Origin of the sequence: Kribbella sp. NPDC051952 (assembly GCF_040680855.1) — a bacterium.
In the GTDB taxonomy this organism is placed as follows: domain Bacteria; phylum Actinomycetota; class Actinomycetes; order Propionibacteriales; family Kribbellaceae; genus Kribbella.
This window is the reverse complement of the sequence record NZ_JBFAXQ010000014.1, coordinates 22,055-48,300: the sequence shown is the minus strand read 5'-3', so window position 1 is coordinate 48,300 and position 26,246 is coordinate 22,055. Positions and strand designations below refer to the sequence as shown.

Here is a 26,246-nt window from a genome sequence, read left to right as displayed (position 1 = left end):
GACCGCACAGCCTAGGGGGTAACGCCCTCGATCGATGCGCGGAGGGCGTCGTCGAGGGACGTGGGCTTGATGCCAAAGGCAACAGTTGCCGCGGTGGAGTCGAGCACGAACGGGCGTTGCCACTGGTACTGCGTCTCGAGCATCGCGCGGGCGGTGGGGTTGAACAGTCCGGCCAGTCGGAGCGCAATCGTGGGCATCTTGGCGACGCGGGCTCGGGGTGCGCCGGCGAGTTCGGCGGTGCGGGTGGCGAGGGCTCGGATCGAGATCGGCTCGACGGACGGGACGTGCCACGGGCGACCCCAGGCGGTCTCGTCGGCTGCTACCGCGATGAGGGTCTTGGCGACGTCGCCGACGTACGTCCAGCTGTGGGGCGCGTCCAGGTCGGCAGGTATCGAGCCGCGGCGGCCGGCGATCACCTTCGGTAGGACCATGACGCTGTACGGCGTGACTGCGCCGGCGCCGAGGTAGTCGGAACCGCGAACGTCCGCGGTGCGGATCCGACCGGCCTGGTGCGCAGCCAATGCGTCGGTCCAGAGCTTGGCGCGCACCTGGCCCTTGACCGAGTTGGGCTGCAGCGAGGTGTCTTCGGTCATCGGTCCGTCGACGGCGCCGTACCCGTAGAGGTTGCCGGTCGTGACGAGCACAGCCCCGCTGGTCTCGGCCGCGTGGATCAGCGCCGCTCCGAGCGGAGGCCAGTCAGTCGACCACCGGTGGTACGCCGGTCCCGCACACGAGTAGATCGCCGCCGCCCCCTCAACAAGCCGGGCCAACCCCGCCCCATCACTCGCATCCCCTGCCACAGCCTCGATCCCACCGGGGTTCGGAGCGGTGCTGCCGGACCGCGTGATGAGCCGAACCTGTTCACCTCGACCGGCCAGCAGCTGGGCGGTCGCGGATCCAACCGGACCAGCCCCGACAACTACATGCAGCGACATGACAGGCAACCCCCTCATGGTGTGACGCGGAACGAGCGCACTGTACTTACTCGACCTTAAATGGATCGTGTTCCGTGAGGAGCTTGTCCAGCCTGGCTGCTCAGGCTCAGATCTTGCGGACGCGGGTGGCGCGGTAGCGGAAGCTGTCCTGTTGGGCGGCCTCGTAGTCGAACTCGACCTGGTCGCCCTCGTCCAGCGCCCGATAGCCGTCCATCTCGATCACGCTGAAGTGAACCCAGGCGTCGAGTCCGTCCGGCAGGTCCGGTGAGGCGATCGCGCCCCACCCTTTCTCCGGCTTGAAGAACTTCACCGTCCCGCGAGTCATGTCCGCAGGGTCGCATACCGGTCGGCTCACCCCGCCGGCTTTGCGGCCCTCGTGAAAGGTGCCCGCCGGCTGGTCGGGTTGGTTTACGCTGCAGCGGTGTTGGTGGGGCGGTCGCTTGAGCGGGCTGCGGTGGAGCGGGTGCTCGCCGCGGCTGCGGACGGCCGGTGTGGCGCACTGGTGGTTCGGGGCGAGGCGGGGATCGGCAAGACCGCACTGCTTGATCACGCCGCGAGCGTTGCGGACGGTATGCGAGTGCTACGGGTGGTTGGGATCGAGTCCGAGGCTGAGCTCCCGTTTGCGGGCCTACAGCTGCTGCTTGCCCGGTTCGCCGACCGTTTCGATGCGTTACCCGGTCGCCAGGGTCAGTCCCTGCGGGCCGCGTTCGGCGCGAGCACGTCGCCCGGTGGGCCGCCAGTGGTCGGAGCCGCCGTACTGACGTTGCTGTCCGACCTGGCCGAGGAGAGGCCTCTGCTGTGCCTGATCGACGACGCGCACTGGTTCGACAGGTCCTCGATCGACGCTCTGCAGTTCGCCGTACGGCGTTTGCACACCGACCCGATCGCGGTCATCTTCGCGGCCCGCGACGGCGACCGTCCGTTCCCAGCCGCCGGCCTGGACAGCATCACGCTGCAGCGCCTGGACCAGCCGGACTCGACCCGGCTGCTGGCCAGCGTTCGGACGCTGCCCCGCGACGCGGCCGAACGCGTACTCGCGGAGTCCGCCGGCAACCCGCTGGCCATCGTGGAGTTGGCGTCCAGCGACCACGCAGATCGCCCGTCCGCGCCGGTCAGCCCACTGCCTGCCAGCGGACGTTTGGAAGAGCACTTCCGCCTGCAGGTCCACGCTCTGCCAGAGAACGCGCAGCGTGCACTGTTACTCGCTGCCGCGGACCACACGTCGGAGCTCCCGGCGTACTCGGCCGCTGCCGCGTCGCTGGGTCTGACCGCCGCGGACCTTGAGCCGGCCGAGCAGGAGCGACTCGTACGGGTGACTGTCGACAGCATCGAGTTCCGGCACCCGTTGATCCGGTCGGCGGTCTACCAGCACGCACCGTTCGCGCAGCGTGTGGCCGCACACGAGGCGTTGGCGCAGTCCTTCTCGGACCCACGTGATGCCGACCGACGCGCCTGGCACCTCGCCGCCGCGGCCAGTGGAACCAACGACCTGGCCGCCGCGGAACTCGAACGCGCCGCACTGCGTGCAGTCGGTCGCGGTGGGCCGGCCTCCGCCGCGCGGGCCCTGGAACGAGCCGCGCAGCTCAGCAACGACCGATCCGATCGAGCCCGACGCCTCGTCAGCGCCGCCCGAGCCACGTACGACGCCGGTGGGCTCGAGCAGGCGGCCGAGTTGGCCGCGGCCGGCGGCGCACTGACCAGGCAACCCAGCGAAAAGGCCGAGGCTGCGTGGATTCGAGCCCAGGTCGCGTACGAGCGTAACTCGCCGGCCGACGCGAGTGCGCTGGCGCTCGCAGCCGCCGTACCGATCCTGTCGTCCGACCCGGACCGCGCCGTGTCCATCCTGGCCGAGGCAACCTGGTGTGCCCGCGACGCCGCCGACGCCGACCTGCTTCGCAGTTGCTCAGAGCAACTAAGGTCCGTCGATGGTGGTCTGGCCGGGGCACTGGTGGGTTTCACTGACCTGTTGCTCGGAGACGTCAAGCCGGCCTTCGAATCGATGCGGGCGGTGCTTCCGACGGCCCTTGAGTTGGACGGGAGGCTCGACCGGCTCACGGCCGGGTTCATGGCCCTGCTGATCGGTGAGGACGACCTGGCACTCACCCTGCTCGAGAGCTATGTCGCCGCGTTGCGCCTAGATGGTGCGCTCGGCTGGCTGCCCTACGCGCAAGAGCCGCTGGCCCTTGCACAGTTGGTGACCGGCCGCCTCCAGGATGCCGAGGCGACCGTGACGGAGGCGATCGAACTTGCCGCCGATCTGGGTCAGGATCTGCAGGTCGTCGTACTGACCTCGATCTCGGCGTGGCTGGCCGCGGTCCGTGGCGATGCCGCGGCCGGCGAGCAGATCGACCAGGTGCTCGGCGACACCAGGCAGCACCGCATGTCGGCTGCTTTGGCGAAATGGGCCTTGGCTTTGGTCGATCTGATGTCCGGTCAACCCGGTGCGGCGCTGGATCGGCTGGAGGGCGTTTGCGCCGGACCGTCCGGCCGAGACGTGACGGTGCGGGCCATACCTGATCATGTCGAGGCCGCCGTACGGGCAGGCGATCCCGAGCGCGCGCGACGGTACCTCCCGGCGCTGATCGAGTGGGCGACCCATTCGGCCACCCCTGCGGCTCGTGGGCTCGTACTGCGGTGCGAGGCCTTGCTCAGCGAGGGATCCGACGCACAAGAGGCCTTCGAGGCGGCACTCCGTCTCGAAGGAGTCGGACCGTACGACCGGGCGCGCACCTGCTTGGCGTACGGCGAATGGCTGCGACGCAACCGTCGTCGTACGGCGGCCCGGGCGCAGCTGATCGAAGCCCTCGGCACGTTCGAACGGATCGCGGCGTACGGCTGGGAACGGCGCGTCCGCACCGAGCTCACCGCACTCGGCGACACCCCGCCGGAGGCCGGACCGGAGATCGGCCTGACGCCACAGGAACTACAGGTCGTACGCCGAGCCGCCCAGGGGATGAGCAACCGGGAGATCGCGGCCGAGCTGTTCCTCAGCCCGCGCACCGTCAGCCATCACCTGTACAAGGCCTACCCGAAGCTGGGCGTGAGTAGACGGTCCCAACTCCGCCAGTCTTTTGACTGATTCGGGGCGGCGGTCCGGCTCCTAGGGTCAGATCCACCACCTGCACAACGGAGGATCTGATGGCCAAGACGATCATGGGCGCGGTTGTTTCGCTCGATGGCTACCTGGCCGACGACGGTGACGGCGTCGGCCCGCTGTTCGACTGGCTGGGCAACGGGGACGTGAGCTGGTCCTTCGAAGGCAACGACGTCGAGGTCCGAACCACCAAGGCGTCCGCCGACTTCATGCAGGCCAAGTACGCCGGTATCGCCTGCGTCGTCATCGGCCGGCGCCTCTTCGACCTCACCAACGGATGGGACGGCGTACCCGCCGCCGGCCACCACGTCTTCGTCGTCACCCACGAACCACCGAAGGACTGGGAGCACGCCGACACAGCGCCCTTCACCTTCGTCGGCAGCGTCGAGGAAGCCATCAAGACCGCCCGGGAGTACGCCGGCGACAACCGCATCGTCGACGTAGCCGCCGGCCAGATCGGCGGCCAAGCCCTCCGCATGGGCCTGATCGACGAGGTAGTAGTCAACCTGGTCCCCACCGTCTTCGGCTCCGGCCGCCCCTTCTGGTCCACCGGCCCCCTGACCGGCCCCATCCTCCTCGACAACCCCACCCAAATCGTCGAGGGCAACCGAGTAACCCACCTCGTCTACACCGTCCCGAAGGCGTAGATCGGTCTCAGGGACAGGTCCTTTCGTACGGGCGATCGCCGAACGCCTGGGTCCATTCCTCGGAGGTGAGATTGCGGCCGGCCATCGCGCACGCGAAGGCGATGCTCCGGTCGACGCTCGTGTCCCAGCGATACGTCGTGCCGTCGTACGCCGCGATCGTGACGATGTCGTTGCCACCGGTGAAACTCGGAACGGCGGCCACCGGCCGGTCCGCGGGAGCGATTGAGACTGTGCCGAGCAGATCAAGGCTGCGCACGTCCCACAAGCTGACTGTGCCGTCCCGGGCTCCCGAGACCAGACGTGAGCTGTCCGGTGAGAAGCGGACGACCATGCCCTGGTCGTTGTGACTGATGGTCGCTGCGCGCCTGACCTGGCCCGACTGCACGTCGATTGTGAGGACCTGGCCACCGGCTCCGATGCCCGCCACCAGCCGCCCGTCGGGCGAATAGGCAGCGTTGTTGAGGTCCACGGGCAGATCGCCCTCTGAGCGGAGCATGCCTTGCTCTGTGCCGACGATTCGCCAGTGCTCACCGGCGCCGTCCGGGAAGTGCTCGAAAAGCATCGCAGTACGGCCGTCGGGAGCTCGCGCGGTACAGCAGTCGGCCGGCCACCAGGCGTACTGTCCCTCGGGCCACAGCTTCTCGTCGAAGAAGATCATGCCCTTGGCGCTGCCGGTGACGAGGCGCTCGCCGGTTCCGACGTAGCTGAGCGAGCGGACGTCCTGGAATCCCTGCGACTCGAGCACCTTGCCGGTCCGGGCGTCGAGGGTCGTGATCGTGTCGGCGTCGTGGACCGCCAGGCGCCGGCCGTCAGGTCGCCAGGCAGCCGGTGATCGTGGTCCGTCTTCCAGGTCGAGGCCGAGTTGGGTAGGGGTGGTGACAACACCGCTGGGCATGTCGGCGAAGGACACCCACACCCCCTTCGCGTCCCGCCACAGGTAAGCGGTCGTCATGCCGTCGTCGGAGACGAGGACGTGGAGGTACTGCCGTGCCGCAGCAAGGTGGGACCGAGGGAGGTAACGACGTTGCCCGGCCAGGTCGTAGACCCGCAGGATCCCCTCATCGCCCGCGGTGTACAGCGTCTGGCCGTCCGGGCTGAAGTCGACGGCCCAGGACACTTCCGAGGTCTCGATGCGTTCGCGCGCGGCTCCGGTCGCCACGTCCCAGACGATCACCTCCCCGTTCTGTTCGGCCGTGGCCAGCAGCTTGCCGTCGGCAGAGAAGGTCTGGCCCCGAGTGGTGTCGACCTGACTGCGCAATACCTTCACCGTCGTGCCGGTGTGGGCGTCGACCAGGGCGATCGTGTCCTGGTCGAGTCCGGCTGCGGCCAACTGCTGAACGGCGAGCAGGTCGCCGTGGGTGCTGACCTCGACTCTTCCGTAGTCAGGCAGCGCGGGGCGTTGCCACTTCCGTCGACCGGTGGCCACATCGAAGGCGATGAACGGCCAGGTGCAGTAGATGGTGCTGCCGTCAGGACTCAGAGCGATCCCCTCGTAGTCACCAGGGAACGACACCATCCGCGGCGGGCGGCCAGGCGCGCGCAGATCCCAGATCAGGGCATACGCCGTACTGCTGAAGTCATGGATCGACCCGTCCCCCCGGACGCTCGCGGCCAGGTAGCGTCCGTCCGCACTGAAGGCGAGATCGAGATACCGCAGCTTTCCCTGCGCAGGCAGGGGTGCGGGCTGGGGAGTCACCGGTTCCAGGGTGTCGGCGGTCAGCAACCGAAGTGGCAGTTCGGAGTCGCCGAATCCGGCGCCGCCGGCGTTCACGGCGATCGCGGCGACCAGTCGGCCGTCCGGGCTGAACCGCGGGTCGGTGAAGAACCGACCGCCGCTGAGATCGCCCTCGAAGGTGTACGAGTCCAGCACCTGCCCGGTCTTGGCGTCGTACAGATGGAAGGTCGCGGCGCCGTCGCCGGACAGGATGCGGCGGCCGTCGGGGGAGACCTCGACGTTCTCGGTCCGGCCGAGCGGAGACCCGGCAGAGTGCACGAGCAGCGGGCGCTTGTTCATTGTGGCAGTCAGGTTGGCGCGGGTCTCCGCGGAGTCTTCGAGTCTGACACCCTGCGCGGCGAGCAGGATCGAGTGGCTGATGCCCTCGGTGAGCAGGGCCCGGGCCCCGACCCGGCGAGCCAGTTCGGTCGTCGCGGCCTGCTCGGCCAGATCGGCCTGGCGGACTGCGACGAGTCCGGCGATCAGGGCGCCGGCCAGGAGGACGGCCGCGGTGGCCAGGGCCGCGCGGAGCCGCCGGTTGACGTGGACCTGATGACGGGCCTGGTCCTCGGCTGCCCGCAGCTCCGCCCGCGACGCCTGCTTGCTCGCGGCCAGGAAGTCCTGTTCGGTCGGTGTCAGCGTCGACGTCGAACGGTCCCGCCACTCTGCTGCTCTCGCGAGGCGTACGCCGCGGTAGAGCTCGCTGTCAGGACGGCCGAGACCGTCCCAGGCATCGGCGGTCCGGGCGAGGTGGTGCAGGATCTGCTGGCCCTCCAGATCGTCGTCCAGCCAGCCACGCAACCGCGGCCAGGCCCGCGCGAGCGACTCGTGGGCGAGTTCGACCGCGCCGTCGTCACTGGTCACCAGCCGGGAGCCGGCCAACAGGTCGATCATCGAGGCGTCATCGGGACCGGTGACCACGAGTCGGCGGGGCAGCCGGCTGCGGATGGGCTCGCCCTCCGGTCCGGGCGTGACGAGCCGCAGGAGCAGGTCACGCAGTACCGGCCGTTGCTCGCGCGGAATGCGTTCGTACACCTGTTCGGCCGATTGGGCGACGGCGCCGCGAATCCCGCCGGAAGCGTTGTAGCCCGCCACGGTGAGGGTGCGACCTTCCCGTCGTTGCCAGGTCTCGCCCAGCGCGTGCGACATCAGCGGCAGCGCGCCCGGCTGGTCGGCCACCTCGTTGACCAGAAGATCGACCAGGCCTGGCTCCACCACCAGCGAGGCCAGCCGTGCGGGTTGCTCGATCGCCGCCCTCAGGTCGTCCTCCTTCATCGTGGACAGCAGATAGAGGCCCGGCTCCACCGTCCGGGCGAAGGCGGGATGAGACGAGATGTCGGCCAGGCGGTCAGCGCGGAACGACAGGATCAGTGGTGCCACCGCCTGGTGGGCCTTGAGCGCACTCAGGAACTGGTCGCGCTCGGCGAGGCTGGCGCAGAGCGAGAACACTTCTTCACACTGGTCCACCACGAGAGCGGGGGCAGGCCCGGTCGTCGGCAGGGTGGCGGTCAACGCCGCGACCGGGTGGGCGCCCGGGGTCATCACCACGACCCGTTGGCCATCTCGACGCAGTGAGGCTGCGACACCCGCGCGTACCAAGGAGGACTTGCCGCACCCGGACGGCCCGACGACGGCCAGGACCGAGGTGTCGGCCAGTTTGCGCAGGCACGCGGCGATGTCCGTGTCGCGACCGAAGAACGTGTCGGCGTCGTCCAGGTCGTACGCCTTCAGCCCCGGGTACGGGCAGTCCCGGTCGGGTTCTGGCATGGCCTGTTCGGCCACCAGGGAAGGATCCTGACGCAGGATCGCCTGCTCCAGCGAGTCGATGTCCGAACTGGGGTCCAGGCCGAGTTCGCGATTCAGTACGTCGCGCAGCCGGTGGATCGTCCGCAGTGCCTCGGCCTGCCGACCGGCCTGGTACTGCGCTGTCGCCAGCAGCACCCAGCGCCGTTCGCGGAGCGGGGCCTCGTTCACCAGTGCCTGGGCCTTGGCGACGACCTCCTGGTGCTGCCCGGAGCGCAGCGCGGCATCGACGTACAGCTCCTCCGCCACATGCAGCAGCTCACCCAGCCGTTCGGCCTCGATCCGGGCGATGTCCCAACTGTCCAGCTCTGTCAGTGGCGGGCCCCGCCACAACGTCAACGCATCCGCCAGCACCAGCGCGGACCGCTCGGCCTCGTCGGCGACCAGGAGAGCGCGGGCGCGGGCGATGGCGCGTTCGAACCGCTGCGCGTCGATCTCGTCGAGAGGAACGGCCAGCCGGTACCCGAGCGGCAGTGTCTCGATGGCGTGGACGCCGAGAATCTTGCGGAGCCGTACGACGCAGCCCTGGATCACTTTCGGCCACGACGACGGGCGCTGCGCGCTCCAGACCACCTCGGCCAGCTCGTCGGAGCTGACCACGTGTCCTGGGCGAACAGCCAGTGCTGCGAGTACGACCCGGTCCCGACGGCCGAGAGCTTGCCCCAGATCCCCCTCGATCGTGAGCGGGCCGAGAACGGCGATGCCCACACCCCGACTGTCGACCCACCCACGCTGCCCGTCAACGGCGGCGATACCGCGGTGATACCGGCATCGACCCCCGCGATACCGCGCTGAGCGAGAACTGCACCAAGGGAACACCAGAGAACGCGAGAACAGGAGTACCGAGATGTCCGGATACGCAACGAAGCTCAGCGCAGGAGTACTACTGGCCATGACGGTGACCGCCGGGCCCGCGATCGCCGCCGAGATGTCTGCACAGGACGCAGGCGTTCCACCGGCGGCCGCGACGGAGCCGGCGCCGTCCATGTTCCAGCAGGGCCCACCCAACTACCCGAACTACGACCCGCAGTACGAGGCCAAGCTCTTCCAGCCGGTCGAGCAGCCGAGGAGTGGGCTGGACACCACCTCGGTCGCACTCGGTGCACTGGGCGGCATCGCCCTCGGCGGAGCGGCCCTCGGCGTCACGCTGGTCATCGAGAGGCGCCGCCACCTGACGGCGCTGCGTTCAGCCTGACTCGGCCGGCAGCCGGGCGCTGCGTTCAGTCTGAGCGGCCCTTGAGCCGGCGGCTGAGGGCGCGTTCGGCTTCTCGGGTTGCTTCGCGTTCGGCGAGGGTGTGGCGTTTGTCCCAGGTCTTCTTGCCGCGGGCGAGGGCGATCTCGACCTTCGCGTGGCCGTCCTTGAAGTAGAGGGTCAACGGGACGATCGTCAGGCCGCCCTCGTTGACCTTCCGCTCGATCTTGTTGATCTGGGCGCGATGCAGCAGCAGCTTCCGCTTGCGGCGTGAGCCGCCCTCGAACCAGCGGGCCTGGGAGTACTGCGGGATGTGTACGCCGTGCAGCCAGATCTCCCGGTCCTCCACCATGGCGAAGCCGCCGACCAGGGACGCCCGCCCGGCCCGGAGCGCCTTCACCTCCGGCCCCTGCAACACGATCCCCGCCTCCCACGACTCACCCAGCTGATAGTCGTGTGCAGCCTTCCGGTTGCGCGCGACCACCGGGTTCGCCTCGGGCTTCTTCACACACCGATTCTGCCCGACTCGGCCGGCGTGCTGAGCTGGCCCCTGTGTGTGGCTGCGTGGTTCGCGACGACCGCGGTCGCGGCGCCGGTGACTGCGAAGAGTGTGCCGAGCGCGATCCAGCCCAGCGTGCCGTGGTCGATCGCGGTGGTGGTGACAACGGCGGGGGCGAGCATCAGGGCGAGTGCGTTGCCGGTTTGGCTGAGGCCTTGGTAAGCGCCGGCTCGATCGGGGTCGGCGAGTTCGAAGGCCATGCCCCAGCCTCCTGCTTCGCCTTGCGTCTCGGCCGCGGAGGACGCGAGGGCGGCGAGGAACAGGACGGCGATTGCTGCCGCAGCGCCGAGTTGGCCTGCCAAGGCGAAGAGCAGGCAGGCGACGAGCAGGAGCAGGCCCGCCCGTCGTACTGACCGCCCAGCGGTTCGCAGGTTCTGAGTGCCTCGGGAGGCACGGACCTGGAAGAGCGCTACGTAGGCGGTGTTCACGAGCAGGAGCGCGGATACGACGATCGTCGGGGCGTCGGTGTGGTCTGCCACCCACAGCGGTATCCCGACGGTCGTCAGCCCGAAGTGGATCGCTAGCACGGCGTTGAGGACTGTCGAGACGACGTACGTGCGATCCCGTAAGGGAGACCGTCCGCGGGAGGCCTCGGCGCTGGTGGAGACGTCCATCCGTGCGGCCAGCCCGGCGACCCTGCGGCGCAGGCCGATCAGTGGGACCGTGCCGAGGATCGCGATCGCGCCGACGAGTACGACCGTCAGGCGGTAGGCCGTGGTGGTGTCGATCATCAGGGCCAGTCCTGCGACCAGGGTGCCGAGGCCGATGAAGACGTTCATCACCACCCGCAGCCGGGCCCGGACAGCGACCCGCTCGGGACCGACGTACCAACGCGCGAGCAGCGTCATCTGGGCGGTGCTCTGCAGACCGCGGGTGGCGGAGACACAGGCCGCGATCAGTACGAAGCTGACGACGTTGCTGGCGAGGGCATAGGCCAGCAACGAGACCCCGTTCGCGGCCAGCGCCCACTGCTGGAGCCGATCGGCACCGCATCGATCGCTCAGTCGCCCACCGGCGTACGACGCAAGAACACCGACCCCGCCGGCGACGGTGAGGCCGATCCCGACGACCGCCGGAGACAGGCCGACCCCGCGGGTGAAGTACAGGGCGCTGACGGCGAAGAACATTCCACGCGACAGCGACATCGCGGTCACGGCGGAGGCGAGGGCGCGCTCGAGGGGATCGCGGAGGAGTTCAGGCACCCGACAGTTGTGCCATCCGGGGATCCTCGGGTACCAGCGATGTAGCGTATTGCTTCATGATCGAGTACGAGCTCGCGGGGAACGACCTCGGCGAAGTGCGTTTCGCGATCTCGCCGCTGAACGAGTTGGGTCTGTCCCTGCGGACCCTGCGCGACCCCGGCCGGTTCCCGCTCCAACTGCCCTGGCTGCGGGCCACCGCGTCGGCGCGGGCCGGGCTCGACCTGGAACTTCTCGGCGCGTTGACGAACGAGTCGCTGTGGACGCCGGACTTCATCACTCCGCGGCCGTACACACCACTCGGCCGGATCGACGACGAGTTGGCGGCGCTCACCGGCACACCGGCCGGCGTCGTACGCGCGGATCTGGCGGAGGTCCATCCGGGCGTGCTCCCGCCGGTACTGCGCGGTCGGCCGGACCGGGTGCTCGCCCGGGTGCTGGCAGCGTTGCGGGACTACTGGGACGCCTGTTTCGAGCCGCACTGGGCGCGGATGCGGACAGTGCTCGAGGCCGACGTCGTCTACCGCGGCCGGGTCACGGCGCACGATGGTCTCGCGGCGATGTTCGCCGGAATCGACCCGTGGGTACGCCTCGACGACACCGTCCTCCGGGTACGGCTGCGCAGCAATCTTTCCTACCGCACTTCGACCGCCGGTCGCGGCCTGACGCTGACGCCCTCGCTCTTCAGCCGGCGTGCGGCGGCGCCGATCTCTCCTGACGAGCCGCCGCACATCATGTACCCGGCCCGCGGTCTCGGAACGCTGTGGGAGACCAGGACGACTACCCCGCCGACCGCCCTGGTCGGCCTGATCGGCCGCGTCCGCGCCCAACTACTGAGGCTGCTCGAGACCCCGACGTCGTCGACGGAACTCGCCGTACGCCTCGACGTCACCCCAAGCGCGATCAACCAGCACCTACGCGCCCTACGCGCCGCCGGCCTGCTCATCTCGGCCCGCCACGGCCGCTCAATCCTCTACCACCGCTCGGACCTCGGCGACCGAGTCCTTCGCGGCACGTAACGTAGGTGCGGCAGGCGCCGTCCTTACCTGGACAGGATCCGCAGCAGGTCCTCGAGAGCGCGCCGCCGATCCTCCTCCGTCGTCGTCCCAGGCGCCGGCTCGTCGGTAGCTCGCGGGGGTACCGCGCGCTCCTCGGCAGCAGGGACTTGTGTCCACCGTTCGTCATCCGCGACCGGTTCTTGGGTCCTGTGTTGGCCTGCTTCGGTGGACTCCTGGGGCCGGCGTTCGTCTGCCGGATCTGGTGCCGCGGTGGGCTCCGGCGTCCAGCGTTCGACGGCCGGTTCCGCCGCCGGGACTGGAGCCTGTGTCCAGTGGTGGCCGGCCGGATCAGCTTCCGGGACGGGATCCGGTCGCCAGGGTTCGCCGACATGGCTCGTTGCTTCGGCCGGGGCGGGCGCCCAGTATTCATCGGCCGGGTCCATCGCCGGGGCGGGTTCCGGAGTCCAGCGTTCGTCAGGCGGATCTGCCGCAGCGGGTTCGGGTGTCCACCGTTCGTCCGCTGGGTCCAACGCTGCGGCGGGAGGTGGCACGGCTGCGCGCTCAGCGGCGCGGCGCTCCACCTGTTCCAGTACGCCGCGCTGCAGGAGCCGCCGTACGACCGTCTCGTTCGCGTCGGCGGCGAGCAGTTGCGGTGCGCCACCGAACGCGGTCGCGATCAGCTGCCATTCCTCGAAGTCCAGGACCACGAAGTGGTCGGCGGTGTCCGCGCGCAGCCGGTACGGCAGGCCGGCGCCGCCCGCTTCGTGGTCGTGGTGCACGTTCCTCTCCTGTCGGTGGCAGTTGTGTCGCGACCCGCGCCCGGCGGGTCGCGGGCGCGTCAGGCAGCCAGTGAGTCGGTGTAACGGGCCATGCTGGCCCGCACGATCGCGAGGTTGGCGTTGGAGCGATCCGCGGCGAGGTAGACGAACGACGTCGGATTCACCAGCTTGATCAGGTGGATCTGGTCGGTCAGGGTGATCAGCATGTCCTCGAGCTGCATGTTGAGGTTCAGCGACGCCATGATCTTGCGCTTCTGCTTCACCATCTCGCTGTTGAAGGCACTCGCCGCCGACAGGTCGAAGTTGTCGTTCTTCGAATACATCCCGATCGTCATCCCCGAGTCGAGGTCGACGAGGGCAGCGGCGATGAAGCCAGGCATCGAGTTGCCGAGGTCGGCCAGGATCTGGATGGTCTGCTGCTCGGAGAGCATCGGTTACTCCTTGCGGTAGGTCATGCCGGTCGCACGGTGCGGCCGGCTTGGCGGTCGTACTGCTGTGGATCAGTCGGGAGGTGGCGGGGTGTCGCCCGCCGGGGCGTCGGCGGGGTGTGCGACACCTGTGAGTTCGCGGCGCAGGTCGCGACAAGCCAGATGAATGCGCGCGATGTTCGCGCTCGGCACGGTCAGGATCATCAGCACGTGCTTGTCGCCGACGGCATAGAGCAGCACGTACCCGTCGGGGCTGCGGACGGTCAGCTCACTCAGCCGTCCCGGTCCGACCAGGTCGGCGAGGCGCTGCCCGAGCGACAGCGACGCCGCGCAGATCGCCGCGGCCGCGTTGGCCTGGTCCGGCTCGAGCATGTGGACGACCGGCCGGCCGTCAGCCCCCGCCAGCATCACGCCGGTCACACCGGTCAGCGAGCGCTTGGTCGTGTCGAGCAGTTCCCGCACCGTGGCGGTGTCGCCGATGTACGCGGCGAGATGCTCGGCGCTCATGCGACCGTCCGGCGCTCTTGCCGCGCGAGCAGCGTCAGCAGCGAGACCAATAAATGTCGCGCGGAACGCTCGTCGATGACGTCGCACGGAACGACCGCGACGTCGGAGTGCAGGAACTCGCGGAGCATGTCGACCGCTACCGGGATCTCGACGCCGCGGTTGGCGCCGACGGCGAGTGCGGCGATCGGCTTGTCGTGGAAGAAGGAGAGTATCTGCGCCGCGTCCGGCCAGGTGGAGGGATTGGCGACGTCCACCAGAACGACGCAGGCGTCGGCGCCCTCGGCAACGACATCCCACATGAACCGGAACCGGTCCTGGCCGGGCGTGCCGTACAACAGCAGCCGCGTGGACAGTTCGTCACCGTGGACGTCGAAGTGGCCGTGCTCCAAACCGACGGTCGTCGTCGGCTTGAGCTCTGCCTCGTCGCCCGTCGTGGCCTCTTCGGTCCCGACGACAGGTACGCCGGAGATGTGCTGGATGAAGGTCGTCTTCCCCACACCGAACGGGCCGGTGACCACAACCTTGAACTCGACGTCCGGGTCGTGCACCGACGTCTCCCTCCCCGAGCTAGCAGTCGGACCGCGGTACGCAGGCATGCGGCAGCGACTCGGCGGATCGCCCCCAGCGATGTGTCCCCACCTGACTCGCGTCGTGCCTGACGCGTCGCAAAAGGTTAACCGCTTGAGTGGTTCGCATCCAGACACATACACGATCTGTCTCAGGAAAATTCTGATGAATTGGAGCTGCCGCGATCAATGCGATTACTCGGCGACCGGCACCTTTTACCCGCGGTGACGAATAGTCCTGGCACGGCTCATCCGGGCGAGGGTCCGGGTGCCGATGCGCCTGTGGACAAACGGGTCCTGGGATGCGTGCGCCCGATCGATCGGGAATTGTAGGCGCACGCGTCTCGAAATGAATTGCACCAGCCGGAGAATTCACCGACGGTACGAATTCGACTGCACGGCGTATTTATCGTGTGTCAGGGTGTAATTCTTGCCGGTGTTGCTGCTGCGAATAATTCTCACGAAAGCCGGGGGAATTGTGGACAATTCCCACCAAAGCCGCGCACGCCCGTCCGCCATCACGCCGACCCGGTCAGACGCAGTTGGTGCCCCCGGCAGGATTCGAACCTGCGACGCACGGTTTAGGAAACCGACGCTCTATCCCCTGAGCTACGGGGGCGCACGTGCGGGGACAGCTTAGCGGAGGGGAGTGGGTCAGCCGGTGAGGGCGTAGACGCCCAGGTGGCCGGTGATGGAGGCGTAGCGCTCGGCGTAGAGGGTGGTGCAGCGGGAGGACGCGCAGCCGGCGCCGGCGAAGGTGATGCCGCGGATGGTCGCGGTGGTGGAGCTGGGGCGGGTGTAGATGGGTCCGCCGGAGTCGCCGCCGATGATCGCGACCAGGCCGCCGCGGGTGGCGCGGATGACGTACGTCGTGCAGCCCTCGGAGTCGCAGTACTTCGCCGACTTCGAACGGACCGTGATCCCGCACAGCGACGTACTGAAGCTGCCGGACTGGCAGACGACGGTGCCGACGCCCGGGTCGGCGCCGCCCTTGACCGTGCGGGTGTTGGCCGCGTCGCCGGGGCCGTCGGTCCAGATCTTCGCGCCGTAGCTGCTGCCGGTGAGCAAGGACTGGTCGTAGTCGGGGTAGTTCGTCCGGACCGTGGTGGTGCCGTAGTAGTTGGCGCCTGACCTCCACACAGTCCCCGGTGCACCGCAATGCCCTGCCGTGACGGACCCGCGCTGCTTGTTGGAACGCCGTACGACGGTGAAGCCGGCCGAGCAGTTCTTCAGTGGGGACGTGATCCGCGCGCCGCCCCAGTGACCGCCCTTCGGTGTGTCACTCAGCCTGGACGTCCGTGCGAGCGAGCTGGCGGTGAGTTGTACGCCGGACAGTCCGCGAAGGCCCTCGAGTGCCGCAGGGGAGGTGCTCGCCTGGTCGTACTCGACCACGATGTTTTCGCTGACCGGGTCGAGATCCGCGGCGAACGTCGTCTTGCCGGCGTCGGCCCAGGAGCGGGCGCCGACCGCGTTCCACGCGTCGGCGATCGACTGGGCGGAGTGGCAGCTGCGCTCGATCCGGACCAGCTGCTTGCCGGCCGCGGGCACGCTGCGGGCGACGGCGGCCTGGTACTTCTTCTCGTCCAGCTTGGCGCTGTCCACCACGACCTTGTAGCCGCTGGTGGCATTGCCGACCACGCCGATCACGCCCTGGCTCAGCCCGTACGGCAGGCCGGACTTCGGCCGGCCGGTCGCGTCGAGTGGTTCGAGCGAGTCGACGGCGGTGGTGATCCCGTCGCCGAGGGTCTCGCCGAGCGGGCGTGGATCCTTCGCAGAGGTGGGCTGTGCGAGTCGCTTGGCCTCGGTCGAGCTCGCACTGGGCTGAGCGTGCGAGCACGCCGCCACAGTGGTCGCTGGAGCGCCTGCGGATGCGGTGAGGCCGACTGCGAAGAGTGAGACTGAGCCGAGGGTGAGCAGCTGGACGGTGGCAGAGAGTCGCACGTAGCTCCTCGGATCGGTGAACGGCCGCCTACATCGTCCGGTCAGGGACTCCGCTCAGTCAATAGTCGATCACCGTCCGCGAGCAAATTTGACTACCCTGCGCGAGCGTACTTCGCAAGTTGACGCCCGTCGGCGGCGAAGAACTGGAGGGTGTCGCCGTCGACCGCGATCCGCTTCGCGGCAGCCAGTACTCCGGTGTGTGGCACGTTGTCGCAGCCGACCAGCCGCTGCGGGCCGACCGCTGCGGTGAACTCACCGCGCTGACCAATTGTGTATGTCCCCTGCAGCGAGTTGCAGCCGTCCGAGCCGCCCCACGTCCCATCCGGCCGCAGCACCAGCACAGGGTCGTCCGGCCGGTTCGCGTTCGCGGTCTTGAAGCCGGCCATCTCGGCGACTCGCCACGTCCCGGACACGGTCTGCACAGTGGGTGGCTTCGGTGCCGCGGTGGTGGCCGCCGGAGTCTGTCCGCCCGCGACCGGTGGCTGCGCGGGCTGGTTGTTCGAGCCGGCCAGGCCGAAGCCCACGACCGCGACAGCGGCTACTGCGACAGCAGCCGCACCGGAAACGATCCAGGTACGGCGCTGGGCCCGGCGGGCGCCCGTGGTCGCGCGCTCGGTCAGACCGGTGGCCTGCGGCACCGAGGCCGCGGCGCGGTCGAAGGTGCCCCGCAGGTCATCCTCGAGATCGGTGTTGCTCACGACAACCTCTCATCAACACGGTTGGAGTGCCTGGTTTCGCGAAGGGACGCGAGTGCTCGACTCGCGGTCGCGCGGACGGAGGACGGTTTGATGCCGAGCACGTCGGCGATCGTGCGGTCGTCCAGGTCCTGGTAGTAGCGCAGGACGAGCACGACCCGCTCCCGGGCCGACAGTGTGGCCAGGGCACGCCACAGGTCGTCGGAGTTGGCGATGTCGTTGGCGGGATCGGGCACTGTCCACCGTGGGTCGATCTCGGCCGTCGGTGCCTCGCTGAACGAGCGCCGGCGCGTCATCGACAGGTACTCGTTGACCAGGATCCGCCGGACGTAGTTGTGCGGATCGTCGGCCTTGCGCACCTTCCGCCACGACCGGTACGCCTGCATCAGCGCGATCTGGGCCAGATCCTCCGCCCGCTGGTAGTCCCCGGAGACGGTGAACCCGAGCCGCACCAGTTCCTGTCCACGGGCGGATACATACTCCTCGAACTCCACTCGCCACTCCCTGGCTGGGCGTAAAACACCTCACAACTATTAGACGCACCGAGCATCCACAGGTGATGCAACCATTCACGCACAGTTGGATCTCACCCGTGACCGGTCTAGGCCAGCAAGAACTCCCGGGCGGCGTCCCGGCCCCGCGCATCGCGCTGCACACTGTGCCCACTTCCCGGTACGACGACCAACCGGGCCGACCGTGCGTGTGCCTGCTCCCACTGCGCCCACTCCAACGGACAGAAAAGGTCGTTGCTGCCGTGCAGGATCAGCGTGCGCGGCAGTAACTCCTGCGCAGCCGGGTACGTCGATACGCGGGTCGCCGGCCACCGCAGGCAGCCTTGGATCATCAGTTGCGCGCGTGCGGTCGCCACGTCGTACGGATACAGCCGCTTCGGGTCCAAGCGGCGTACGGCGGTGTCTAGAGCGGTAGCGCGGTCAGTCTTGCCGGACCACGGGTAGCGCAGGTCGGAGCAGAGTGTGGCCAGGTGCAGTCCGGCGGAGAGTGTGTCGTAGCTGAGGCCCAGGCTGGTCGTCCGTTGGAACAGCTCCTTGAGGCCCGTGTCGTTTCCGGTGCGGGCGGCGTGGAGGATGGCCGGGATGCCGTGCAGCGTCGGATTGACCGAGTTGAGGCTGGCGACGGACAGACTCTCCATCAGGTCCGTGCCGCTGACTCCGTGCTGTACCAACCACGCCAGGTCGGCCACCGGATCCGTCGTACACGCGGGATCCTGGCGACACGCGGCCGTGAGGACTCCGGCGGTGGCGGCCATCAGGTCGACACCCATCGGGTCGAATCCCTTGTGTGGCACGACTGAGTCGAGCACCAGGGCCTGCACGTGGTCCGGATACTTCAGCCCGTACTGCGCTGCCGTGAAACTCCCGTACGACGTCCCGTCCAGCGTCAGCCGGTCGACCTTGAGGTACTGGCGCAGCTGCTCGATGTCCTCGACGGTGTCCGGCGTTCCGTAGTACCCGAGCCCCGAGCCGAACTTCTGCGCGCACTCGGCCACGGCCTGGGGCGGCGGCGTCAGGAAGTCCGAGCCGCCCACAGTCTCTTGTAATGAAGGGCAGTCGATGCCCTTCGGCCCGGTCCCGCGCTGGTCGTACATGACCAGCCTGTACTCGCGGAGCACCTCAGGCGCGATGCTGTTGCGGATGCGCGGCAGCAGCGAGACACCTGGTTGCCCAGGGCCGCCGGCAAGCATCAACAGCACCCCACGAGGTGCGTCGACGTTGTCGGCAGCAATGACCGCAAGCTCCAGCTCCGAACCGTTGGACTGCTGATGGTCCAGCGGCACGCGCAACGTCGTACAGGTGAAGCCGTCGACGCAGGCCGGGTGATCCGGAGCCGAGCAAGCGGTGCAGAGGAGGAGTAGCGCGAACAGCAGCCGTACCTGCCGCATGCGCCCTCCCGGAACGACTCGTGGTGTTCAGGGCAACAGCCGGTGTCGGCGAGTGTCAAGCGGTCGGCAGCCCTTTGGCGAAGCCGCCGCCGCGATGGACGGAGACCGCAAGGACGACGCTCCAGACCGTGAACAGCCCCAGGCCGCAGGTCTTCACCACGTCGGGTGCACCGTCCGGAATCACCAGGTCGGACACCGAGGTGATCACCATCAGGACAGGAACGGCCGGCGTGATCGAGCGGGTCCGGAACTGCGCCCAGCTCAGGGCGAAGGAGCCGACGACCAGACCACCCATGAACATCGCCAGGAACACCGGGCCCGGCGGGATCGACAGAATGCCGTCCATCGCGTGGTCGAGGTCTGCCTGGCTGATGCCGTCGTTGGTCGCGGCGAGCTGGAAGGCTTCGATCCCGTGCAGTGCGGCAAGACCGAACAGTTGGAGCGTCAGCGCAACGAAGGCGATGCCGGCCATCCGTCGGGAGGACAGCCACGACACCGCTGCGGCGATTGCGACGGTGGCGAAGAGGAACGGCGTACTGACCAGACCGGCGAGGATGGACCACCCCCGGCCCGCGCCAGTTGCCGAGTCGTGGGGGATCGCTGCTTCGACGACGGTGAGCAGGGGGCCGATGGGCAACAGGATCACGGCCCAGGTCCGAAGTCGGCGTGACGGTCCTACTGAGGTTTCCGGGGCGGCGTCGATGATCGTCATCTCAGGTCCTTTCGGGTTGGCGCTTCGGTTCCCCTGACCGTGCGCGCACCGCGGTCCCGGATACATCGGACCAGTGCCCCGACCTGTCCTGACTGCGGCGCAGCCGTTGTCCCGGGTCGAGGACGGGACGCTGGTCCCGTGCATCTGGGCACAGCTGCGCGCAGACTGTGGCCAGGACCCCGGGGGAGCAGGGGTCGCTCCCGGAGGGCGCCATGAGATCAGCAAGCCTCAGACCCGCGCCGCTGCTCGTCCTCGGAGCCATCGCCGGACTGTCCGCGACGACGCTGGCGCTGACCATTGCCAACGGAACGAGCCTGTCCGCGTTCGTCGACGGCAACGAGGCCAACGGCTGGATCTCCGCGCTGGCGTTCGGAGTCGTCGCGGCACTGGTGTTGTGGAGGCAGCCGGGGAATCGCATCGGACCGCTGCTCGCCGGCGCGGCGCTGCTCGTCGCGATCTCGGTCGCCGCTTATCCGTACGCGTACTACGGGCTACACACCAGGCCCGGGTCACTACCGCTGACAGGCCTGGCGGCTTGGTGCGCAGGCGTTCTGTGGATGACCGGACTCCTGATGATCCTCGGGTCGCTGACTTTGCTGTTCCCGAACGGCCGGCTCGCGTCACCCGGTTGGCGCTGGCCGGCCCGGGCGGTCGTCGCCGCCTCCCTCATCGCGACCCTTGCCGCCGGCACCACACAAGTACTCGTCGACGACTCGATGGGTGTGGCCGTGGTCGGCAGTCCGTTCGACCTGCCGTTCCCGGATGGTCCGCAGATGGTCGTGGCCGCCGTCTGCGTTGCGGTGGTCTTCGCCATCGCGTGCTCGGCCGCCGTCGGCATCGCGCTGCGCATGCGCCGGGTGACCGGGCCGGAGCGGCGCCAGTACGCCTGGTTCATCGTGAGCATCCTGCTGCTGGTGATCCCCATGGCCGTCCCGATAGACCGGCCAGACGTTGTCGGGCTCGGAGTGACTGTGCTCGCGATCGCTGCACTTGGCGTCGGCATTGTGCGTTACGGCCTGTTCGACATCGAGGTCGTGCTGTCGCGCACCCTTGTCTATTTGGTACTGACCGGTGGCGCACTGGCGGTCTACAGCGTGGCGGCGGTCGCTGTCGGCGCCCAGCTCGACGCAGGCCTGTTCCCGGCAGCTGCCGCCGCCGCTGCTGTGTTGTTGCTCGCGACCATCCGGGAGCGGGTCCAACGAGCGGTCAATCGCCTGCTGTACGGCGACCGGCGCGACCCACTGTCCGCACTGACCACCCTCGGGAACCGATTGGGGGCAGCCCTCGACTCGGACGCCGTCCTGCCCGCGGTCGCCGAGACCGTCCGGCAGACGCTGCGATCGCCGTACGCCGCCGTACGACTGGCGAACGACGAGCAACCTGCTTGTACATCGGGCGAACCGCCGGCGCGGACCGTTGAGTTCAACCTGGTGCACGCCGGTCAGCAGGTCGGGACTCTCATCGTCGGTGTCCGGCGCGGCGAGCTGGGGTTGAGTGCTGCGGACACTCGGCTGCTGGAGACGTTCGCCGCGCAGATCGGAGTCGCGGCGCACGACGTCAGGGTCACCAGGGAACTGCGGCAGTCGCGCGAGGCGCTGGTCACGTCCCGCGAAGAAGAACGGCGGCGGATCCGGCAGGACCTGCACGACGGGCTGGGGCCGACGCTGGCCGGAATCTCGCTCGGCCTGGAGACAGCCGCGCGGCGGGCCAGGCGGACCGATGCCGAGGTCGGTGCGCTGCTCGAGTCGCTCAGTGCCGAGACCACTGCCGCGGTCAGCGAGATCCGGCGGATCGTCGCGGACCTGCATCCGACGATTCTCGACCGGATCGGTCTGGTGCCGGCCCTGGTCCATCACGCCGGGCTGATCAGCTCGAGAGCCCGGGGCGATCTGGTCGTCAACGTCGTCGCGGAGCCGCTACCGGAGCTGCCCACCGCGGTCGCGGCGGCCGCTTACCGGATCACGCTGGAGGCGCTCACGAACGTCGTACGCCACAGCCGGGCCGCAGCCTGCGACATCCACCTAACGATGGGCACCGGCATTGAGGGCCTCGTGGACATGGGCGTTGGCAGGAGCGTGGACAGCCGCGTTGGCAAGGGCGTGGACATGGGCGTTGGCGCGGGCGTGGACGGAGGTGTGTGCCGGAGGCTCCGGGTGACGATTCGGGATGACGGGATCGGGGCTGCTCCGATCGGGCCGGTCCACGGCGCGGGGCTGGCCTCGATGCGGGCACGCGCCGAAGAACTCGGGGGCGCCTGCACGGTGAGGTTCCGCCGGAATCACGGGACGGAGATCGTTGCCATGCTGCCCGTGACCGCGCCATGATCCGGGTGGTTCTCGCCGACGACCACCCGGTCTACCGGCAGGGGCTGGCGGCCGTCGTCTCCGACGCGGACGACATCGACCTGGTCGCCGTGGCGGCAGAGGGCGGCGAGGCGGTTGCCCTTGCTGTACAGCATCTGCCGGACGTCGCGTTGCTCGACGTGCACATGCCAGGGATCAGCGGAATCGACGCCACCCGGCGGCTCGCGGTCGAAGCGCCACAGGTCGCCGTACTCGTGCTGACCATGTTGGAGGACGACGAGTCCGTACTCGCGGCGATGGCGGCCGGTGCCCGCGGGTACCTCGTCAAGGGCGCGACCGGCGACCGGATTCTCGCTGCGATCCGGGCCGTTGCCGCAGGGGAAGCGGTCTTCGGGCCGACTGTCGCGGGCCACGTTCTCGACCTGGTCGGAACAGAGCGACGGACCAGCCGTCGGGGCCGGACGTTCTCGGCGCTGACCGAGCGGGAAGAGGAGGTCCTCAGGTTGATCGCGGCCGGGCGCTCGAACCGCGAGATCGCCCAGGTCCTGGTCGTCGCCGACAAGACGGTGCGGAATCACGTCTCGAACATCTTCACCAAACTGCAGGTCGCCGATCGGGCGCAGGCGATCGTCAAAGCCCGCGAATCAGGACTGGGACGCACACAGGAGTAGCCGAAGCACACGCGGGTAGCCGAAGCACACGCGGAACAACAGCTGACAAGCGCTCGAGCTGTCGCCCGCCTTGCGGGTCGACCGGCTGACAAGGGTTCGAGCCGTCGCCTGCCTTGCGGGTCGACCGGCTGACAAGGGCTCGAGCCGTCGCCTGCCTTGCGGGTCGACCTCGAGAGGGACCCGCAAGGCAGGCGCGGGTTGACCCCGGTCCGGACGGCTTCGGGGGGCGCGTCCGGCGCCAGGGTCAGCGCAGGCCGAGCGACTTGATCAGCTCGGGGGTCACCTGCCGGGGCGACGGCAGTACGCCGGGTTTGCCCTGGCCCTCCAGGGATGTCGCCACCAGGCGGCGGCAGCCGAAGGCTTCCACCGTGAAGGAGAGGACGCCACGGTCGTTGTCGGTGAACCGCAGGACATAGGTCGGGCCGAGCTCCTTGGTGCACATCGTCGGCTCCTTGGCTACGGGCTTGGCCGCGTTCACCAGCGCGAAAAGGTCGGTCGCCTGCTTGCCTTGGCGTTTGGTGGTCACGGTCGCGTAGTCCTGCCCCGTCGCCTTGGCGTCGAACTGGCAGATGGCCACGCTGACCGGTTTGAACAACGAGGTCGCGGCGCCCTTGCCCCAAACCACCTTGTCGGTGGCGGTGCGAACGGCCGCGATGGTCTCGGGGCAGTCCGTGCTCGGGGTGCCGCTGGGTGTGGGCGACGGTGTGGGGGTGCCGGGGGTGGTCGGCGTATCCGTGGGCTGGGCGGCGGGCGGAGACGTGCTGTCCTCGTCACCGCAGGCGGCGGTAGCTCCGAGGACAGCGACGACGAGCGTCGCACCGATCAGGCCCCGTGTCCGTAATGCACTCACGACTCGGTCCTTCCGGGTTGGCAAGGTCACCCATGATGGTCGAAGGGAGTCACGTCTCGCGTGCCAGAACATCACGGCGGCGCGTCGTTCCGGTCACGCAGGGAGATCGTGTGGCAACCGAGGCGGAGCTGTAACGTGCACGCCCTTGGTCGGCCGTCTCGTGGACGACCCGCTCCGACCCGCGGTGGGACGGTGTCCGGATTACGATCAGTGCCGTGGGACGGAAGAAGGCGGACGAGGCCGCGACCGCGCAGCGGGAACGTGACGAGTGGCAGCTCGGCATCGACTGGGCGCGCTGGCTGATCGCCGGCAACAGACCGCAGGCCCTCACCATGTACGGCTTGGTCCTGGAGCCGGGTGAGGTCGCATATATCAACACCCCCGCGCACTACGCCCGCCTGTACGGCGGCAGCGGTCGCTACACCCACAACAGCGGGCTGTTCATCGGCAAGCCCGGACTCGTGCTGGGGATGATGGCCGCCAACGCCGCGGTCAACGCGAGCCGCAAGGCCGCGGCGAGGCGTGACATGCAGCTGATGTGGCGCGACCTCCAGGAAGTCCCGACGGTCGCAACCAACTACCGGCTGCTGTGTCACCTGCCGACGCGTGGCTGGCTGAGCTTCTACTACAGCGCGGTGCAGGAGTTCTATCCCGATCCGGCCAACTGGATGGTCACGTTCGCCTTCCAGAACGCCGAGCCGTTGCGACTGTCCGGACTGGCGACGCCGACGCTGTCCGTACTGACCTCCTGGTGTGTGCTCGGAAACGATCGCTGGCAAGGCGAACCGGGGATCGCACCACTGATCGGGCCCGCGACCGAGCCGCAACTCCGGCCCGATGTGGTGCAGGGTGAAATCACCTCCGGAGAGCCCCGCCGACTCGGTAACCTGGAACCATGACGAGCCCGTACGAAGACGACGAGCCGCTGCTGCCCGAGCAGACCCGAGACGACGACCCGCGGTCCTGGGGCGAGAACGACCCTGACTCCGACGACGACGAGCGCATCCTCCGCGAGGTTCCGCCCCACCACGGATGAGCCCGACCGTATTCCTCGTTCACGGTGGCCTGTGGGACGCCATGGACGCAGAACGCTTCTGGGGTACGACGGGGATCGTTCGCGGACTGACGTCGTACGGATTGGATGTGCTCGCGCCGGATCGGCCGGTGCGAGCGAGTGGGTGGGACGTCGAAGTCGACGCGCTCGGTGAACTCTTGGGGAAGCGCGACGAACCGGTGACGATCGTTGGCGCATCCAACGGGTGCACCGCGGCGGTCCTGCTGGCGTTGTGGTTTCCGGACAAGGTTGATCGCCTCCTTCTGGCTTGGCCGGCGACGGGTGGGGACAGCACTGTCGATGCGCGAACCCGGGCCGGGCTGATCGAGCGGGGTTGCTCCCCGGACGACGCGGATCGGTTGCTCGCCGGCGGGATGCTGCGAGGTGTGAGCGACGCCGACCTGTCCACGTTGGCGCGAATTCCGGTGGCGGTGGTGCCGTCGGTCCCGGAGAATCCGTCTCACCAGCGGAAGACGGTCGATGCGCTACTGCGGTCGATCCGGGGGAGTCGTGAATTGGTCGGTAGCCCGGAGGCACCGACACCCGGGTTTCCTGCGTATCTGGATCAGCTCGTGCGAACGATCGTCGAGTTCGTGAACTGAGGGGGTAGGGGACGTGGAACTTCGGGGGTTCTCCGACGAGTACGCCGTCCAGGTGGCCGGATGGGCCGTGGACGCGAAGGAAGTGGCGTTGCTGTCCGGACGGGTCGAGTACCCGTTCCCGGAGGAGCTGAAGACGAGTTGGCGCAAGGTCGACGCGGAGATTCAGTCGTATCTGCTGTTCGACGGTGATCGGGCCGTCGGGTACGGCGAGGTGTGGCTGGACGAGGAAGAGGACGAGGTCGAGCTGGCCCGGCTGATCGTGGATCCCAAGGTCCGCGGCCGGGGATTCGGTAAGGGACTCGTGCGGGCCTTGCTGGTGCCGGCGGTGGACGCCGGGTACTCGGAGGTCTTCATCCGGGTCCGTCCGGACAACGCGGTCGCGATCCAGACGTACCACCGGACCGGTTTCGTCGACGTCCCGGCCGGCCTGATGGACGAGTGGAACCAGGGCCAGCCCATCGCCTACCGCTGGATGCGGTACGCGGGTGAAACCCCTACGGAGTAGGCAGGCGCTCGGCGAGCTCAGGGGCTGAGGTGGGCTTCGGCTCAAGGAACCGCGGCCCGGGCTCGCCTGCCCACTCCGCCGGGATCACTGCCGGGTTCGGAGCGAGTCCCGGATCTCGGTGAGGAGCTGCTGCTCCATGGTCAGCGGGTCGGGCTCCGACTCCGCCTCCTGACCACGGGCACGGCGCTCGGCGAGCTTGTTCAGCGGCATCACGATGAAGAAGTAGACGGCGATCGCGACGAACAGGAAGTTCAGCGCCGCCTGCACGATGTTGCCGAGGTGGAACTCTGCGCCGTTGATCTTGAAGAAGAACAGCTTGCTGGCGTCCGCTTTGCCGAAGATGGCCGCGACCAGTGGGTTGATGAAGTTGGTGACGACAGCCGTGACGATCTGGCCGAACGCTGCGCCGATGACGACGGCGACCGCGAGGTCGACGACGTTTCCGCGCATGACGAATTCCTTGAAGCCCTTGAGCATGTGGGTTGCCTCCACGAAGCGGGTGGTCTGTACCCGAGTCAAGGTATGACCGCAGACCTGCAAGGGCGAGCGACCGCGCCGAAGGTTCATCCATCGTGCCGCCAACCGTCCGATC

The 26,246-nt window shown here is 68.6% G+C and carries 26 protein-coding genes and 1 tRNA gene; 10 read left to right on the top strand and 17 right to left on the bottom strand.

The features are described from left to right. Positions 1 to 11: 11 nt before the first annotated feature. Positions 12 to 935 carry an NAD-dependent epimerase/dehydratase family protein gene (locus AB0L70_RS24955; protein ID WP_363688029.1) on the bottom strand — a complete coding sequence of 308 codons (924 nt, stop codon included), beginning with the start codon at positions 933 to 935 and terminating at the stop codon, positions 12 to 14. A 106-nt stretch (positions 936 to 1,041) separates the two neighbouring features. Next, positions 1,042 to 1,260 (bottom strand): cold shock domain-containing protein, encoded by a 219-nt coding sequence (locus tag AB0L70_RS24950; RefSeq protein ID WP_363688027.1) that lies wholly within the window; start codon positions 1,258 to 1,260, stop codon positions 1,042 to 1,044. Positions 1,261 to 1,356: 96 nt separating this feature from the next. Here AB0L70_RS24950 and AB0L70_RS24945 point away from each other — a divergent pair, with 96 nt between their 5' ends. Together AB0L70_RS24945 and AB0L70_RS24940 are read left to right on the top strand one after the other, a co-directional pair. Further along, positions 1,357 to 4,014: an AAA family ATPase gene (locus tag AB0L70_RS24945; RefSeq protein ID WP_363688025.1), complete on the top strand. Its 2,658-nt coding sequence runs from the start codon at positions 1,357 to 1,359 to the stop codon at positions 4,012 to 4,014. Between the two features lie 59 nt (positions 4,015 to 4,073). Continuing rightward, positions 4,074 to 4,676, top strand: coding sequence for a dihydrofolate reductase (locus AB0L70_RS24940; protein WP_363688023.1), 603 nt, complete (start codon positions 4,074 to 4,076; stop codon positions 4,674 to 4,676). A 7-nt stretch (positions 4,677 to 4,683) separates the two neighbouring features. On the opposite strand, the gene AB0L70_RS24935 is transcribed toward AB0L70_RS24940, so the two are convergent. Continuing rightward, positions 4,684 to 8,901, bottom strand: coding sequence for a BTAD domain-containing putative transcriptional regulator (locus AB0L70_RS24935; RefSeq protein WP_363688021.1), 4,218 nt, complete (start codon positions 8,899 to 8,901; stop codon positions 4,684 to 4,686). 139 nt (positions 8,902 to 9,040) lie between these two features. On the opposite strand from AB0L70_RS24935, the gene AB0L70_RS24930 reads away from it, so the two are divergent. Beyond that, complete coding sequence (locus tag AB0L70_RS24930) at positions 9,041 to 9,388, top strand: hypothetical protein (RefSeq protein ID WP_363688019.1); 348 nt, start codon at positions 9,041 to 9,043, stop codon at positions 9,386 to 9,388. A 25-nt stretch (positions 9,389 to 9,413) separates the two neighbouring features. On the opposite strand, the gene smpB is transcribed toward AB0L70_RS24930, so the two are convergent. Then, positions 9,414 to 9,893, bottom strand: a complete 480-nt coding sequence (smpB, locus tag AB0L70_RS24925; protein WP_363688017.1) for an SsrA-binding protein SmpB — start codon at positions 9,891 to 9,893, stop codon at positions 9,414 to 9,416. Continuing rightward, positions 9,890 to 11,146 carry an MFS transporter gene (locus AB0L70_RS24920; protein WP_363688015.1) on the bottom strand — a complete coding sequence of 419 codons (1,257 nt, stop codon included), beginning with the start codon at positions 11,144 to 11,146 and terminating at the stop codon, positions 9,890 to 9,892. Before AB0L70_RS24920 ends, smpB begins: the two co-directional genes overlap by 4 nt. Positions 11,147 to 11,202: 56 nt before the next feature. Between AB0L70_RS24920 and AB0L70_RS24915 the strand changes: the two genes are divergently transcribed. Further along, a complete protein-coding gene (locus tag AB0L70_RS24915) occupies positions 11,203 to 12,162 on the top strand; it encodes a DUF5937 family protein (RefSeq protein ID WP_363688013.1) in 960 nt (319 codons plus the stop codon). A 23-nt stretch (positions 12,163 to 12,185) separates the two neighbouring features. Here the strand turns inward: AB0L70_RS24915 and AB0L70_RS24910 are convergent, their stop codons facing one another. The 10 genes from AB0L70_RS24910 to AB0L70_RS24865 all read right to left on the bottom strand — a co-directional run bounded on the left by AB0L70_RS24910 (position 12,186) and on the right by AB0L70_RS24865 (position 19,669). Further along, positions 12,186 to 12,920, bottom strand: a complete 735-nt coding sequence (locus AB0L70_RS24910; protein WP_363688011.1) for a hypothetical protein — start codon at positions 12,918 to 12,920, stop codon at positions 12,186 to 12,188. Between the two features lie 59 nt (positions 12,921 to 12,979). After that, positions 12,980 to 13,351: a roadblock/LC7 domain-containing protein gene (locus AB0L70_RS24905; RefSeq protein ID WP_363688008.1), complete on the bottom strand. Its 372-nt coding sequence runs from the start codon at positions 13,349 to 13,351 to the stop codon at positions 12,980 to 12,982. Between the two features lie 69 nt (positions 13,352 to 13,420). After that, positions 13,421 to 13,855, bottom strand: coding sequence for a roadblock/LC7 domain-containing protein (locus AB0L70_RS24900; RefSeq protein ID WP_363688006.1), 435 nt, complete (start codon positions 13,853 to 13,855; stop codon positions 13,421 to 13,423). Beyond that, positions 13,852 to 14,403 (bottom strand): ATP/GTP-binding protein, encoded by a 552-nt coding sequence (locus tag AB0L70_RS24895; RefSeq protein WP_363688004.1) that lies wholly within the window; start codon positions 14,401 to 14,403, stop codon positions 13,852 to 13,854. Before AB0L70_RS24895 ends, AB0L70_RS24900 begins: the two co-directional genes overlap by 4 nt. Before the next feature lie 561 nt (positions 14,404 to 14,964). Beyond that, a tRNA-Arg gene (locus AB0L70_RS24890) sits at positions 14,965 to 15,040 on the bottom strand. 35 nt (positions 15,041 to 15,075) lie between these two features. Continuing rightward, positions 15,076 to 16,362, bottom strand: a complete 1,287-nt coding sequence (locus AB0L70_RS24885; RefSeq protein ID WP_363688002.1) for a S1 family peptidase — start codon at positions 16,360 to 16,362, stop codon at positions 15,076 to 15,078. A gap of 92 nt (positions 16,363 to 16,454) precedes the next feature. After that, positions 16,455 to 17,060, bottom strand: coding sequence for an META domain-containing protein (locus AB0L70_RS24880; RefSeq protein WP_363688000.1), 606 nt, complete (start codon positions 17,058 to 17,060; stop codon positions 16,455 to 16,457). Next, positions 17,057 to 17,551, bottom strand: coding sequence for a SigE family RNA polymerase sigma factor (locus AB0L70_RS24875; protein ID WP_363687998.1), 495 nt, complete (start codon positions 17,549 to 17,551; stop codon positions 17,057 to 17,059). Before AB0L70_RS24875 ends, AB0L70_RS24880 begins: the two co-directional genes overlap by 4 nt. A gap of 107 nt (positions 17,552 to 17,658) precedes the next feature. Then, the gene (locus tag AB0L70_RS24870; RefSeq protein WP_363687996.1) at positions 17,659 to 18,957 is read right to left on the bottom strand and encodes an alpha/beta hydrolase; all 1,299 of its coding nucleotides are present in this window, start codon (positions 18,955 to 18,957) and stop codon (positions 17,659 to 17,661) included. Positions 18,958 to 19,012: 55 nt separating this feature from the next. Beyond that, positions 19,013 to 19,669, bottom strand: a complete 657-nt coding sequence (locus AB0L70_RS24865) for a hypothetical protein (protein WP_363687994.1) — start codon at positions 19,667 to 19,669, stop codon at positions 19,013 to 19,015. A 212-nt stretch (positions 19,670 to 19,881) separates the two neighbouring features. Between AB0L70_RS24865 and AB0L70_RS24860 the strand changes: the two genes are divergently transcribed. After that, positions 19,882 to 21,993 (top strand): histidine kinase, encoded by a 2,112-nt coding sequence (locus AB0L70_RS24860; RefSeq protein ID WP_363687992.1) that lies wholly within the window; start codon positions 19,882 to 19,884, stop codon positions 21,991 to 21,993. Further along, positions 21,990 to 22,643: a response regulator transcription factor gene (locus AB0L70_RS24855; RefSeq protein WP_363687990.1), complete on the top strand. Its 654-nt coding sequence runs from the start codon at positions 21,990 to 21,992 to the stop codon at positions 22,641 to 22,643. The genes AB0L70_RS24860 and AB0L70_RS24855 overlap by 4 nt, the downstream gene beginning before the upstream one ends. Before the next feature lie 244 nt (positions 22,644 to 22,887). Here AB0L70_RS24855 and AB0L70_RS24850 read toward each other — a convergent pair whose 3' ends face one another. After that, a complete protein-coding gene (locus tag AB0L70_RS24850) occupies positions 22,888 to 23,493 on the bottom strand; it encodes a hypothetical protein (RefSeq protein WP_363687988.1) in 606 nt (201 codons plus the stop codon). 215 nt (positions 23,494 to 23,708) lie between these two features. On the opposite strand from AB0L70_RS24850, the gene AB0L70_RS24845 reads away from it, so the two are divergent. Genes AB0L70_RS24845 through AB0L70_RS24830 form a run of 4 tightly spaced genes read left to right on the top strand, consistent with a single transcriptional unit; the run spans position 23,709 to position 25,654 of the window. Then, a complete protein-coding gene (locus AB0L70_RS24845) occupies positions 23,709 to 24,392 on the top strand; it encodes a hypothetical protein (protein WP_363687986.1) in 684 nt (227 codons plus the stop codon). Then, positions 24,389 to 24,529, top strand: a complete 141-nt coding sequence (locus AB0L70_RS24840) for a hypothetical protein (protein ID WP_363687984.1) — start codon at positions 24,389 to 24,391, stop codon at positions 24,527 to 24,529. The genes AB0L70_RS24845 and AB0L70_RS24840 overlap by 4 nt, the downstream gene beginning before the upstream one ends. Next, complete coding sequence (locus tag AB0L70_RS24835; protein WP_363687982.1) at positions 24,526 to 25,149, top strand: hypothetical protein; 624 nt, start codon at positions 24,526 to 24,528, stop codon at positions 25,147 to 25,149. The genes AB0L70_RS24840 and AB0L70_RS24835 overlap by 4 nt, the downstream gene beginning before the upstream one ends. A gap of 13 nt (positions 25,150 to 25,162) precedes the next feature. After that, the gene (locus AB0L70_RS24830; protein WP_363687980.1) at positions 25,163 to 25,654 is read left to right on the top strand and encodes a GNAT family N-acetyltransferase; all 492 of its coding nucleotides are present in this window, start codon (positions 25,163 to 25,165) and stop codon (positions 25,652 to 25,654) included. Positions 25,655 to 25,738: 84 nt separating this feature from the next. Here AB0L70_RS24830 and mscL read toward each other — a convergent pair whose 3' ends face one another. Next, positions 25,739 to 26,173, bottom strand: a complete 435-nt coding sequence (gene mscL, locus AB0L70_RS24825; protein WP_363687978.1) for a large conductance mechanosensitive channel protein MscL — start codon at positions 26,171 to 26,173, stop codon at positions 25,739 to 25,741. Positions 26,174 to 26,246: the final 73 nt, after the last annotated feature.